The organism is Amycolatopsis sp. NPDC005003 (assembly GCF_053600695.1).
In genome coordinates, this window is record NZ_JBSGAI010000002.1 from 180,150 (window position 1) to 192,624 (window position 12,475).

The 12,475-nt window shown below is 71.7% G+C and carries 11 protein-coding genes; 6 read left to right on the forward strand and 5 right to left on the reverse strand.

Annotated features, from left to right (window positions below; all coding sequences use genetic code 11):
- The first annotated feature begins 154 nt into the window (after positions 1-154).
- On the forward strand, positions 155-949 hold the full coding sequence (locus ACWED2_RS03230) for an enoyl-CoA hydratase-related protein (protein WP_449688793.1): 795 nt from the start codon (positions 155-157) through the stop codon (positions 947-949).
- 79 nt (positions 950-1,028) lie between these two features.
- Here ACWED2_RS03230 and ACWED2_RS03235 read toward each other — a convergent pair whose 3' ends face one another.
- Positions 1,029-2,225 carry a phospholipase D-like domain-containing protein gene (locus tag ACWED2_RS03235; protein ID WP_449688794.1) on the reverse strand — a complete coding sequence of 399 codons (1,197 nt, stop codon included), beginning with the start codon at positions 2,223-2,225 and terminating at the stop codon, positions 1,029-1,031.
- 208 nt (positions 2,226-2,433) lie between these two features.
- Between ACWED2_RS03235 and ACWED2_RS03240 the strand changes: the two genes are divergently transcribed.
- Entirely contained in the window at positions 2,434-4,500 is a 2,067-nt protein-coding gene (locus tag ACWED2_RS03240; RefSeq protein ID WP_449688998.1) for a putative Ig domain-containing protein, read from the forward strand.
- Between the two features lie 43 nt (positions 4,501-4,543).
- Positions 4,544-5,395 carry a GNAT family N-acetyltransferase gene (locus tag ACWED2_RS03245; protein WP_449688795.1) on the forward strand — a complete coding sequence of 284 codons (852 nt, stop codon included), beginning with the start codon at positions 4,544-4,546 and terminating at the stop codon, positions 5,393-5,395.
- Here ACWED2_RS03245 and ACWED2_RS03250 read toward each other — a convergent pair.
- Positions 5,320-5,733 carry an MmcQ/YjbR family DNA-binding protein gene (locus ACWED2_RS03250; protein ID WP_449688796.1) on the reverse strand — a complete coding sequence of 138 codons (414 nt, stop codon included), beginning with the start codon at positions 5,731-5,733 and terminating at the stop codon, positions 5,320-5,322. The genes ACWED2_RS03245 and ACWED2_RS03250 overlap by 76 nt on opposite strands.
- Between ACWED2_RS03250 and ACWED2_RS03255 the strand changes: the two genes are divergently transcribed.
- A complete protein-coding gene (locus ACWED2_RS03255) occupies positions 5,732-6,529 on the forward strand; it encodes a fructosamine kinase family protein (protein ID WP_449688797.1) in 798 nt (265 codons plus the stop codon). The genes ACWED2_RS03250 and ACWED2_RS03255 overlap by 2 nt on opposite strands.
- Here the strand turns inward: ACWED2_RS03255 and ACWED2_RS03260 are convergent.
- The 3 genes from ACWED2_RS03260 to ACWED2_RS03270 form a co-directional block, all read right to left on the reverse strand.
- Positions 6,480-7,154 carry an HNH endonuclease family protein gene (locus tag ACWED2_RS03260; protein ID WP_449688798.1) on the reverse strand — a complete coding sequence of 225 codons (675 nt, stop codon included), beginning with the start codon at positions 7,152-7,154 and terminating at the stop codon, positions 6,480-6,482. The genes ACWED2_RS03255 and ACWED2_RS03260 overlap by 50 nt on opposite strands.
- A gap of 89 nt (positions 7,155-7,243) precedes the next feature.
- Positions 7,244-8,413, reverse strand: coding sequence for a hypothetical protein (locus ACWED2_RS03265; protein WP_449688799.1), 1,170 nt, complete (start codon positions 8,411-8,413; stop codon positions 7,244-7,246).
- Positions 8,414-8,553: 140 nt separating this feature from the next.
- Positions 8,554-10,287, reverse strand: coding sequence for a pyruvate dehydrogenase (locus ACWED2_RS03270; protein ID WP_449688800.1), 1,734 nt, complete (start codon positions 10,285-10,287; stop codon positions 8,554-8,556).
- A gap of 70 nt (positions 10,288-10,357) precedes the next feature.
- Here ACWED2_RS03270 and ACWED2_RS03275 point away from each other — a divergent pair, with 70 nt between their 5' ends.
- Both ACWED2_RS03275 and ACWED2_RS03280 read left to right on the forward strand, forming a co-directional pair.
- Positions 10,358-11,269, forward strand: a complete 912-nt coding sequence (locus tag ACWED2_RS03275; protein ID WP_449688801.1) for a LysR family transcriptional regulator — start codon at positions 10,358-10,360, stop codon at positions 11,267-11,269.
- 51 nt (positions 11,270-11,320) lie between these two features.
- Complete coding sequence (locus ACWED2_RS03280; RefSeq protein ID WP_449688802.1) at positions 11,321-12,418, forward strand: calcium:proton antiporter; 1,098 nt, start codon at positions 11,321-11,323, stop codon at positions 12,416-12,418.
- The last annotated feature ends 57 nt before the right edge of the window (positions 12,419-12,475 follow it).

Here is a 12,475-nt window from a genome sequence, read left to right on the forward strand (position 1 = left end):
CGTGAAAGCCAGCCGGGTCTGCTGTCCATTGTCCCTCATCAGCGGCCGGGCGCATCAGCGGACCGATCTTTTGCCGCCGTATCGGTGCTGGTATGCGGCCCGCGCGAGGTGAAAGACTCTCGGCCGACCGAAGTTTTCCGCGCAAGGAGAAGACGTGACCACATCCGACGTCCTGTTGACCGCCGACGCCGACGGGGTGCGCACCCTCACCCTCAACCGGCCGCAGGCGTACAACTCGCTGACCGTGGAGCTGAAGGAAGCACTGCTCGCGGCGCTGCGCGAGGCAGCGGGCGACGAGGGAGTCCGCGCGGTCGTGCTGACCGGTTCGGGCAAGGCGTTCTGCGCCGGGCAGGACCTGAAGGAACACGTGGGGCTGCTGCAAGCGGGTGACCCCGCCCCGCTACACACGGTGAAGGAGCACTACAACCCGATCGTCAAGGCGATCGTGTCGATGGAGAAGCCGGTGATCGCGGCGGTCAACGGCACCGCCGCCGGGGCCGGGGCCGCCTTCGCCTACGCCAGCGACCTGCGGATCGCCGCCGAGTCGTCGTCGTTCCTGATGGCCTTCGCCAACGTCGGGCTCGGCCCGGACTCGGGCGCGTCCTGGACGCTGCAGCGGCTGGTCGGCTACGGCCGCGCCGCCGAGCTGATGCTGCTGGCCCGGACCGTCGACGCCGCCGAGGCGCTGCGGCTCGGCCTGGTCGGCGAGGTCGTGCCCGACGAGGAGCTCGCCGCCCGCGCCCAGCAGGTGGCGGCGAAGCTCGCGGCCGGCCCGACGGTCGCCTACACGAAGATCAAGGGCGTGCTCAACCTGGCCGCGCAGTCGACGTTCGAGGAAGCCCTCGACGCCGAAGACGCCGCCCAGACCGCGCTCGGCGCGACCGCCGACCACACCGAGGCCGTCGAGGCCTTCGTCGGCAAGCGCAAGCCGGAGTTCCAGGGCAAGTAAGCGGTCTGCCGCGGCCGTCGTGAGTGGTAATTCGGGTTAGAACCCGAATTACCACTCACGACCGGCCGCGGGAGACCACTCAGCAGGTGGCCGGGGCCGAGCACTTGGCGCGGGCCAGGATGGTGCTGAAGTTGTCCTGGTAAGCCGCGCTGATCGCCGCGTTCTCCACCTTGATCAGGATTTCGTCGTTGTCGCGCAGGGCCGCGCCGGAGATGTTGTGCGAGCCGGTGAAGACGAGCTGACGGCCGGCCTTCTCGCTGTAGTTGCCCGTGTAGAGCATGTACTTCGAGTGCACGGTGATCTCGCGGTCGTTCACGGTGGTGCTGAACTTCTTGAGCGTGATGTTCGCCTTGCCCTTGAGCGCGGCCAGCGCCGCGGTGCCCATGTCGTCGTAGACGATCCGGACCTTGCAGCCCAGCTTCGCGATCCGGGCCAGCTCGTCGACGACCGGGGTGCGCGAGTCGGCGATGTTGGCCTGCACGACGTTGAGCGAGCAACCGGCTTCGTACTTGGTGATGTACTTCAGCAGCTGCGCCCACGTGTCGGTGGCGAACTCCTCGGACGTGCCGCCGCGGGAGTCGGCGCGCGGCGAGAGGTAGCTGGTGACCATGGTGGTCAGCGTCTTGTGGTAGCCGGCGGTGTCGAAGTAGTCGTTGTTCTTCTTCTGCGCCAGCATCTTCTGCATGTGCCCGAGGTAGAAGGCGTACAGGTCGGGGTCGCCGTGGGTGAGCAGGGCGTTGTTGAACATGTTGCCCTGCACGGTGGTCAGGTTGTACGAGCCGATGACGACGACGTCCTTCTTGCCCTCGGTCTCGGAGAACATCCACAGCTTGTCGTGGTTGATCGAGTGCGGGCTGCCGTCGTGGGCGATGCACCCGGTGTTGTCGCCGCCGGTGCCGCAGAAGACCAGCTGGGTGAGCCCCGCGGACTTGAGGATCGGCATCGCGGTGTTGGCGGGGTCGTCGTCCGCCGCGCCGTCGAGCGCGATCCGCACCTTGACGCCGCGGGCCTGCGCCGCCTTGACCGCCTCGGCGAGCACCGGCCGGGTCCAGCTGAAGAGCGAGATGTGGATCTCCGCACCGGCCGGGGTGCCGTTGGTCAGCTCGACCAGCCGCGTTTCGATCGAGTGGTCGCGGTCGCCGTTCTCGGGCGGGTTGTTGAAGATCGCTTCCATCCCGGGGGCGTCGGCGGTCACCGCGGCGTGCGCGACGCCGCTGCCGGCCAGCGCGAGCAGCGCGCCGAGGGCCACGGTGAGCGCCTTGAATCTGGGGGCCATGTCTTCCTCCCTGTCGGATGCCCCCAAGCTCGCAAGGCGGTGTACAAGATCCGTACACCCGGACGTTGCCGCGCATACACGACGAAAGGGGCGCACCGGCCCGCCGGAACCCGACTCTTGGCGGGTTCCGCCCATCCGGACCGAAGGGGACGCTTCTCCTGGCTCCCACGGGCGGAGCCGGGAAAGGACGACCTCCATGAGATCGAGGGTGCTTCCTGCCGTGCTCGGCGTGGCCATCGGCCTGCTGGGCACCGTCGCCGTCGCCGCACCGGCCCAGGCCGCCGCGGCCTGCGGTGACCAGATCGTCGGCAACGGCGGGTTCGAAATCGGCACCACGCCGTGGACCCAGACCACCGGCGTCATCACCGCCGCCACCACGGCGCAGCCCGCGCACGGCGGGACGATGCTCGCCCGGCTCGACGGCACCGGCGGCACGCACACCGACACCCTCTCCCAGTCGCTGACGCTCCCCGCCGGCTGCGCGTCGGCGACGCTCTCGTGGTGGCAGCACATCGACACCAAGGAGACGACCACCAGCACGAAGTACGACAAGCTGGTGGTCCAGGCCGGTTCGGACACGCTGGCCAGCTACTCCAACCTCGACAAGAACACCGGCTACGCCCAGCGCACCGTGGACGTCTCCCGCTACCTCGGCCAGACGGTGACGCTGAAGATCACCGGCACCGAGGATTCCAGCCTGGCCACCAACTTCGTGCTCGACGACTTCTCGCTGACCACCGCCGGGACCGCGCAGTCGCCGGTCGTCACCTCGCCGGGTGCCCAGACCGGTGCCGTCGGCCAGGCCGTGTCGCTGCAGATCCAGGCGAGCGACCCGCAGGGCGACGCGCTCACCTACAGCGCCGCCGGCCTGCCCGCCGGTCTCACGATCGGCGCGGGCACGGGCAAGATCACCGGCACGCCGACCACCGCGGGCACGTCCTCGGTGACCGTGACGGCGCAGGACCCGGGCGGCAACCGCGGCAGCGCCACCTTCACGTGGACGATCTCGGCCGCCCCTTCGGACTCCACGCGCACGCCGGTCAACCCCGCCTACACGGTGAACCTGACCTCGAACACCGCGGGCGACACCTGGACCGGGCACCAGAGCGTCAGCTTCACCAACGGCTCGGCGACCGCGCTGCCCGAGGTGTACCTGCGGCTCTGGGACAACTACCACGGTTCCTGCCCCACGACGCCGATCACGGTCACCAACGTCACCGGCGGCACGCCGTCCGCGCTGAGCGTCGACTGCACGGCACTGAAGATCACGCTGCCCGCGCCCCTGGCACAGGGCCAGTCGGCGACCGTCGGGTTCGACCTGAAGATCGTCGTGCCCAGCGGCGCCGACCGGTTCGGCCACGACGGCGCGTACAACATGATCGGCAATGCGCTGCCGGTGCTGGCCGTCCGCGACGGCGCGGGCTGGCACCTCGACCCGTACACCAACAACGGCGAGTCGTTCTACACGGTGATCAGCGACTTCGACGTCACGCTGGTGCACCCGGCGTCGCTGCTCACGCCGGCCACCGGCACCTCGACCGAGACGACCAGCGGCAGCACGACCACCACGCACGCCGTGGCTGCCAAGGTGCGCGACTTCGCGTGGGCCGCGGGGCCGTTCGCGAAGATCAGCACGACGTCCGGCAAGGGCGTGCGGGTCAACGTGTACTCGGTCAGCGGGATCTCCACCAGCAGCGCGAACTCGATGCTGACGCTGGGCGCCGACTCCGTCGACGTGCACGCCGGGCGGTTCGGCGACTACCCGTACGGCGAGCTGGACGTGGTGCTGGACAACAACTTCTGGTTCGGCGGCATGGAGTACCCCGGCTTCGTGCTCGACCTCGTGTCGAACGTGGCGCTGCCGCACGAGATCGCCCACCAGTGGTTCTACGGGATCGTCGGTGACGACGAGTACACCTCCCCCTGGCTGGACGAGAGCTTCACCGACTACGCCACGGACCTCTACCGCGGCATCACCGGCAGCGGCTGCGGCATCACCTGGCAGTCGAGCGCGGAGAAGCTGACCAACTCGATGGCCTATTGGGACGCGCATTCGTCGCGGTACTCGACGGTGGTCTACAACTACGGCAAGTGCACCCTGCACGACCTGCGGCGGCTGATCGGCGACACGGCGATGGCGAACCTGCTGAAGTCGTACGCGCAGTCGCACTGGTACGGCGTGTCGACCACGGCCGAGTTCAAGGCCGCGGCGCAGGCGGCCGCCGGGTCGACCGACCTGACGTCGTTCTGGGCCTCGCACCGCGTGGAGGGCTGAAAACCGGTTGGAGTTCCCCGTCCGCGTCCGCCAGTGTGGGGGCGTGGACGGGGAACGGCTGTTTTGCGACGTCGGGTTGGCCGAGCGCATCGAACGCGCGGAGGTGCAGTTCCTCGCCGACTGCTGCCGTGCGGCCCGGGCGCGGCTCGGGACCGGCTTCACCCGCCCGCTTGCCGGCGGTGTCGCTACCTTCGCCGAGGCGGGCTCGCCGTTCAACAAGATCGCCGGTCTGGGCTTCGCGGGCTTGCCCGAAGGCCTCGAGGAGGTCGAAGAAGCCTTCGCCGAACTGGGCGCGCCGGTGCAGGTCGAGCTTTCGCAGCTCGCCGACTCGGCGGTGGGGGCGTTCCTGACCGCGCGTGGCTACCGGCTCGAGTCGTACGAAAACGTGCTCGGCCGGCGGGTCGGTGACGGCGAGTTCCCGGCCGGCGTCCGCGTCTGCCGGGACGAGGAGCTGGAGACCTGGCTGTCCGCGGTGGCCGAAGCGTCCGCCGTGGCCGACGAGCAGGGCCTGCCCTCGCACGAGGACTTCCCCCGCGACCTGCTCGTGAACGCCTTGCGGGACATGGCCGGGGTCCGGCGGTACCTGGCGACGCGCGACGGTGAGTTCGCCGGCGGCGCGAGCTTCCGGGTCACCGACGGGATCGCGCAGTTCAGCGGCGCGGCGACGCTGCCCGCCCATCGGCGCCGGGGCGTCCAGACCGCACTGCTGCGGGCCCGGCTCGCGGCGGCCGCCGAGGCCGGGTGCGACCTCGCCGTCGTCACCACGCAGCCGGGGTCGAAGTCGCACCAGAACGCGCAGCGGCAAGGGTTCGACCTGCTCTACGCGCGGGCGATCCTGGTGAAGGGCACCTCCGCGACCAGGTCCTCCGGGGCGGAGAGCCGCCACGCCTCGTAGAGGAGCTCGGCGAGTTCGTCGGCGTCGATGCCGTCGAGGTAGACGACGACCCAGCCGAACCCGCCCGCGGTGAACTGCACCTCGAACACGTCCGGGCGTTCCGAGACCAGCGCCAGCTGTTCGGAGACGGTCTGCTTGAGCCCGACCGTCCGGGTCCGCGGCCAGAAGTAGCCGAACCGCTTGCCGCGCACGCTGAACGACGAGTACTCGCGCGCTTCCGAACGCTGGACCTCCGCCAGCGTCCCGAGCAGCTGTTCGAACTTCTTGACCTGCACCGCCACCGTCGTGTCCCCCTGTCTCCGGCGACCACCGTAGCGCGCCGGTACCGTGCCGGACATGACCCAGTCCGGAGACGGCCGCGAGGTGGTGGTCAAGCGCGGCCACGCTCCCGGCGCGACGGCGGCCGAAGTGGCGGGGCTGCGCTGGCTGGCCGCGGCGGGCACGGTCCGGGTGCCGGCCGTCCGCAGCCACGACCGGGACCGGCTGGTCATCGACCGTGTCCCCACCGGACGCCCCTCGGCCGCGGCGGCGGAACGCTTCGGCCGCGGGCTGGCCGGGGTGCACGCCGCGGGCGCGCCGGCGTTCGGCGCACCGCCGCCGGAGGGACCTGCGGACGCGTGGATCGGCCGGGCGCCGATGGCCAACGTCCCGGCGGACGACTGGGCGTCCTGGTACGCGGCCGACCGCGTGCTGCCCTACGTCCGGCTGGCGGTGGACGCCGGGACGTTCGGCCCGTCCGAAGCGGCGTTGTTCGAGCGGGCCTGCGCCCGGATCCCGGCGTCGGCCGAACCGCCCGCGCGGCTGCACGGCGACCTGTGGAACGGCAACGTCCTGTGGGACGGGCACGAAGTGTGGCTGATCGACCCGGCCGCCCACGGCGGGCACCGCGAGACGGACCTGGCCATGCTGCACCTGTTCGGCTGCCCGCACCTCGACCGCGTCGTCGCCGCCTACGACGAGGCGGCGCCGCTGGCGGAGGGCTGGCGCGACCGGATCGGGCTGCACCAGCTGTTCCCGCTGCTGGTGCACACCGTCCTGTTCGGACGGTCCTATGCGGACCAGGCGGTGGCGGGGCCCGCTCGTTCTAGCAGTGGTCCAGCATGGTCTCCAGCGCGCTCTTCTCCGGGACGGTGATCGTCAGGCCGTAGTCGTGCTTCACGACGATCCAGTCGGTGGCGTAGACGCACCAGTACGACACGAGCGGCGGCTTCCACGCGTCCGGGGCCTTGTCGCTCTTCTGCTCGTTGAGGTTGTCGGTGACGGCCTTCAGCTGCGGGCGGACGAGGTCGTTCGCGAACTGCTCACGCCGTTCCCGCGTCCAGCTCTTCGCGCCGCTGATCCAGGCCTGTCCGAGCGGGACCACGTGGTCGATGTCCAGGTCGGAGGCCTTGTGCCAGGTTTCGCCGTCGTAGGGGCTGACCCAGGTGCCGGACTTGGCGGCGCACCGGTCGTCGGTCTGGACGTCCTTGCCGTCGCGCTTGAGCACCTCTTCGCGGACGTCGCAGTTCGCGTCGACCTTGTCCCAGTGCGGGAATTCGTCGCGGCTGTAGCCGTCCATGGTGCCGCGCACGGCGATCTGCAGGGCCGCGAGCTCGGTCCGCGCCTCCGCGGGCGCGATCGGCGGGGCGGCGACGGTTCCGGGTGCCTGGGTCACGGGTCCGGCCCCGGCACCGGACGCCAGCTCGTCGGCGAGCTTGCACCCGGTGAGGGAGGAACCGGCGAGAACGGCGAGAAGGACAAGCGCTCGGGTGCGCGGCATCGTGAACCCCTTTCACGTCGACCGGGAGGTGCCCAGCGAACGCGGGCGGGAAACGGTGCAGATGGCCTAGTTGAAGCGAACCGAACGGGTCAAGAGCCGTGGAAGACCTGCCCGACGAACACGGCGGCCACCACCCCGGCCGCGACGAGCAGGGTGAGCACGAAGAGCAGGACCCAGGGGATCTGCCGGATCGGCCGCTGCCGCGGGAAGACGGCCCCGCGCGCCGACGGAGTCCACGCAACGGGCTCGTCTTCGGCCACCGGCGGCGCCGGTTCCGGGACCAGCGGGATGACGGCGGGCAGTTCGGGCAGCCGGTCGAGCACCGGAAGCCGCGCCGGGAACCCCTCGGCGATGAGGGCGGCCCGGGGCGGGGCGAGGTGCGCGAGGGAGAGGGCGTAGCAGGCGTCGAGGACGTCGTCGGCCGACCAGACGGTCCGCCACCGGTTGTGCTGGGCGATGATCCGCCGCAGGCCACGCGAATCGGCGAGAACGACGGCGACGCCGGGCACCGGGTGCGGGTCGGGCCAGTGGAGGGCCGGTGGGCCGGGTTGCTGCGCCGCGGCTTGGCCGGCCGGCGAGGCCATCTCGCGGCCGGGCTCGCTCTTCGCCCCGTTTGCCCGGGGTCCCGGCGCGGATTCGGCCTCGTGCCGGACCGCCCCCGGCTCACCCGCCCAGGAACCCGGCTTGGGTCCCGCCTCACGCCGGGCGGCCCCCGGCTCACCCGCCCGCGGGCCGGGCGCGGATTCGGCCGCGCCCGGCTCCATCACCCCCGAGCCCGGCACCGGCCCGGCCGCTTCCGGCTCACTCGCCTGCCGGACCGCCGCCCACTCGCCCAACCGCAGCCCCGGCTCGGCCGCGGGACTGCCGTTCCCCCGCGATTGCGCCGGTGGGACCACCGCGACCAGGCCCGTCACGTGCCGGCCGCCTTCGTGGCCGGCCAGTGCTCCCCTCGCCGCCGCCACCGCGGCGCCGGTCCGGTCGCCCGGGCCCGGCCACTCCGCCGGGCCGGGCTCGTGGGCCGCGATCACCACCACGCCCGTGCGCGTGAACACCAGCGCGTCCACCCGCCGCGGCCCCAGCCGGCTCTGCAGCGTGATGCCCGCGAGCGCCAGCCCCGTGAGGTGCTGCGGGCCCGGGCCCCACGATCGCAGCACCCCCACCAGATGCACCGCCGCCGGTGGGAGCGGCCGGTCTTCGCCGGTTCGCTGGAGGGCCACGAGCACGCCGGTCACACCTCCCACGACGCCTACGGCGAGCACTCACTCGAAGGTAAGAGGCGACCCCACCCCTCCCCCAGCAGCCGAACGAGTGGTCGATCACCACCGTGCGTAGCCGAACCCTACGAACAAGGCGGGCGCGGTCCACAATGGACCGCACCCGCCCGTCCGGAAACCGCAGGCTACGGCCGTGGGGTGTTGCGCAGGTTGGCCCGCGCCAGGTCGACCATCTTGCCGACGCCGCCGTTGAGCACCGTCTTCGTCGCCCCCAGCGCGAACCCGCGCACCATCTCACCGGTGATGCGCGGCGGGATCGACAGCGCGTTCGGGTCCGTCACCACCTCGACCACCGCCGGGCCGGGGTGCGCGAACGCCTTCTCCAGCGCGCCGCGCACGTCGTCCGGGTCCTCGACGCGCTCGGAAAACACCCCGCAGGCCGCGGCGATCGCCGCGAAGTTCACCGGGGCGTGGTCGGTGCCGAAGTCCGGGAGGCCGTCGACCAGCATCTCCAGCTTCACCATGCCCAGCGTGGCGTTGTTGAACACCACGACCTTCACCGGCACGTCGTACGCCGGCAGTGTCAGCAGGTCGCCCATCAGCATCGCGAGCCCGCCGTCGCCCGAGAGCGACACCACCTGGCGGCCCGGCTGGGACAGCTGGGCGCCGATCGCGTGCGGCAGCGCGTTCGCCATGCTGCCGTGCCGGAACGAACCCAGCACCCGGCGGCGGCCGTTCGGCGTCAGGTAGCGCGCGGCCCAGACGTTGCCCATGCCGGTGTCGACGGTGAACACCGCGTCGTCGGCGGCCACCTCGTCGAGCACCGAAGCGACGTACTCCGGGTGGATCGGGCGGCGGTGCTCGATCTTCGTCGTGTACGCGCCGACGACCTTCTCCAGCTTCCGCACGTGCTCGCGCAGCATCCGGTCCAGGAACGCGCGATCGGTGCGGGGCCGCAGCAGCGGCAGCAGGGCGCGCAGTGTCTCGCGCACGTCGCCGTGCACGGCCAGGTCCAGCGGCGTGCGGCGGCCGAGGCGCGAAGCGTCGTGGTCCACCTGGATCGTGCGCGCCTGCGGGAGGAAGTTGTCGTACGGGAAATCCGTGCCCAGCAACACGATCCGGTCGGCCTCGTGCATCGCGTCGTAGCAGGCGCCGTAACCGAGCAGGCCGCTCATGCCGACGTCGAACGGGTTGTCGTACTGGATCCACTCCTTGCCGCCGAGCGAGTGCCCGACCGGCGCGGCGAGCTTCTCCGCCAGCGCCATGACCTCGTCGTGCGCGCCGCGGACGCCCGCGCCGGCGAACAGCATCACCTTCTCGCCGGAGTTCAGCAGGTCCGCCAGCTCCTGCACGACTTCCGTCGAAGGCACGGCGGGCGACGGCGGCACCAGCGGAAGCCGTTCGGTGAGCGGGCCGGTGGCCTTGCGGTCGGCGAGGTCGCCCGGGATCGTCAGCACCGCGACGCCGCCCTTGCCGACGGCGGCCTGCGTCGCGATCCGCAGCAGGCGCGGGAGCTGCGCCGGGTCCGCCACGACCTCGCTGAAGTGGCTGCACTCCGCGAAGAGCCGGTCCGGGTGCGTCTCCTGGAAGAAGCCGGTGCCGATCTGGTTCGAAGGGATGTGCGAGGCGATCGCCAGCACCGGCGCACCCGAGCGATGGGCGTCGAACAGGCCGTTGATCAGGTGCAGGTTGCCCGGCCCGCAGCTGCCCGCGCAGACGGCGAGCTTGCCGGTGACCTGCGCCTCGGCCGCCGCGGCGAAAGCGGCGGTCTCCTCGTGGCGGACGTGCACCCACTCGATGCCGTCGGTGCGGCGGACCGCGTCGACGATGGGGTTCAGGCTGTCCCCGACGATGCCGTAGATGCGCTCGACCCCGGCGTCGCGCAGGGTCCTGACCAGTTGTTCTGCCACGGTAGCCATACCTCCAGCGTGAACCGCGATGATCGATGCGTCCAATGCCTGATTGGCTGAAAATCCATACACTGGAGGCATGGACGTCCAGACGCTCCGGCTGTTCCGCGAGGTCGCGGCCGGCGCCACCGTCACGGAGACCGCCGCGCGGGCGCACCTCACCCAGCCCGCGCTGTCGCGAGCCCTCCGGCGGCTCGAGCACGACACCGGGGCCGAACTGTTCCGCCGGTCCGGGCGCGTGCTGCGGCTGACGCCGGCCGGGCACGCGTTCAAGCGGCACGTCGACCTCGTCCTCGACCAGCTCGACCAGGGCCTGCGCGAAGTCGGTGAGCTCGTCGCGCCGGACACCGGGGTCGTCCCGCTGGCGTTCCTGCACACGTTCGGCACCTGGCTGGTGCCCGCCGTGCTCACCGGCTTCCTGCGCGAGCACCCCGGCACCCGGTTCGAACTGCGCCAGCACGGCGAGGCCGGGCTCGAGGCGGAACTCCTCGACGGCACCGCGGACCTCGTGATCACCAGCGGCGACCCCCGGCACCCCCAGCTGCGCTGGTCCCGCCTGCTCGTCGAGCCGCTGCGGCTGGCCGTGCCGCCGGCCCACCGGCTCGCCGGGCGACGGCGGGTCCGCCTCGCCGACGTCGCGGACGAGACGTTCATCCTCCTGCGGCCCGGTTACGCGCTGCGCGAAACGACCGAGCGGCTGTGCGGCGAAGCCGGGTTCGTCCCGCAGGTGGGGTTCGAAGGGGACGAAGTCGAGACGCTGCGCGGGCTCGTCACCGCCGGGCTCGGCGTGTCCGTGCTGCCGTTGCCGCACACGGCGGCGTTTCCGGCGCCCCACCTGGAACTGACCGATGTGGACGCTGCCCGCGACATCGGTCTCGCCTGGACGGCCGGGCGGAACCTCCCGCCTCCCAGCGAAACCTTCCGCCGGCACGTCCTCGCCACCGTGCCCGCCGCGTTCGACCGTCCACATCGGACTGTGCCGGAAATGTGAGAATACCGGCATGAGCACGCGCCGTGACCGGTGGTGTGCCAGGGTGGAGGCATGGTCGCCGCGCTGAGATCCTTCCTGCTGTCCTGGACCTCCGTCACCCCGGTGCTCGGTGTGCTCGTGCTGGCGCTCACCTGGGGCCGTGACCTCGGCCCGGTCTTCGTGGCCGTCGTCGCCGTCGCGCTGGGGGCGACCGTGCTGGCCGCGGTGCACCACGCGGAGGTCGTCGCCCACCGGGTGGGGGAACCGTTCGGCTCGCTGGTGCTCGCGGTGGCCGTCACGGTCATCGAGGTCGCGCTGATCGTCACGATGATGGTGTCCGGCGGCCCGGAGGCCGGATCGCTCGCGCGGGACACGGTGTTCGCCGCCGTCATGATCACGACGAACGGCATCGTCGGCATCTCGCTGCTCGTCGGCGCCCGCCGCTACGGCTCGACGCTGTTCAACTCCGAAGGCAGCGGGGCCGCGCTGGCGACGGTCGCGACCCTGGCCACGCTGAGCCTGGTGCTGCCGGCGTTCACTTCGAGCACGCCCGGGCCGGCCTTCTCCCCCACCCAGCTGACGTTCGCCGCGCTGGCGTCCCTCGTGCTGTACGGGACGTTCGTGCTGACGCAGACGGTGCGCCACCGCGACTTCTTCCTCCCGGTGGCGGCCGACGGCGCGGTCAAGGAGGACGACCACGCCGAGCCGCCGTCGAACCGCGCGGCGCTGGGCAGTCTCGCGTTGCTGCTCGTGGCGCTGGTCGCGGTGGTCGGGCTGGCGAAGGTCGAGTCGCCGGCGATCGAAGCCGGGGTGCGGGCGGCCGGGTTCCCGCAGTCGTTCGTGGGCGTGGTGATCGCGCTGCTGGTGCTGCTGCCGGAAACCCTGGCGGCGGTCCGCGCGGCCCAGCGCGACCGGATGCAGATCAGCCTCAACCTGGCGTACGGCTCGGCGATCGCGAGCATCGGCCTGACGATCCCGGCGATCGCGCTGGCGTCGGTGTGGCTGCCGGGCCAGCTCCTGCTCGGCCTGGGTTCGACGCAGATCGTCCTGCTCGCGCTGACGGTGGTGGTCAGCGTCCTGACGGTGGTCCCGGGCCGCGCGACCCGCCTCCAGGGCGGCGTGCACCTGGTCCTGCTGGCCGGCTTCCTCGTCCTCGCCATCAACCCCTGACGGCCCGCCGGGTCATCTTCCCCATCACACGTGATGCCCTCCCAGTCACGCGAGATG

What these genes read in the sequence shown, in the direction of transcription:
- ACWED2_RS03235 (WP_449688794.1), bottom strand. Translation starts at nt 2,225, where the DNA reads ATGGCCCCCAGATTCAAGGCGCTCACCGTGGCCCTCGGCGCGCTGCTC.
- ACWED2_RS03255 (WP_449688797.1), top strand. Translation starts at nt 5,732, where the DNA reads ATGACCCAGTCCGGAGACGGCCGCGAGGTGGTGGTCAAGCGCGGCCAC.
- ACWED2_RS03250 (WP_449688796.1), bottom strand. Translation starts at nt 5,733, where the DNA reads ATGTCCGGCACGGTACCGGCGCGCTACGGTGGTCGCCGGAGACAGGGG.
- ACWED2_RS03260 (WP_449688798.1), bottom strand. Translation starts at nt 7,154, where the DNA reads ATGCCGCGCACCCGAGCGCTTGTCCTTCTCGCCGTTCTCGCCGGTTCC.
- ACWED2_RS03270 (WP_449688800.1), bottom strand. Translation starts at nt 10,287, where the DNA reads ATGGCTACCGTGGCAGAACAACTGGTCAGGACCCTGCGCGACGCCGGG.
- ACWED2_RS03275 (WP_449688801.1), top strand. Translation starts at nt 10,358, where the DNA reads ATGGACGTCCAGACGCTCCGGCTGTTCCGCGAGGTCGCGGCCGGCGCC.
- ACWED2_RS03280 (WP_449688802.1), top strand. Translation starts at nt 11,321, where the DNA reads ATGGTCGCCGCGCTGAGATCCTTCCTGCTGTCCTGGACCTCCGTCACC.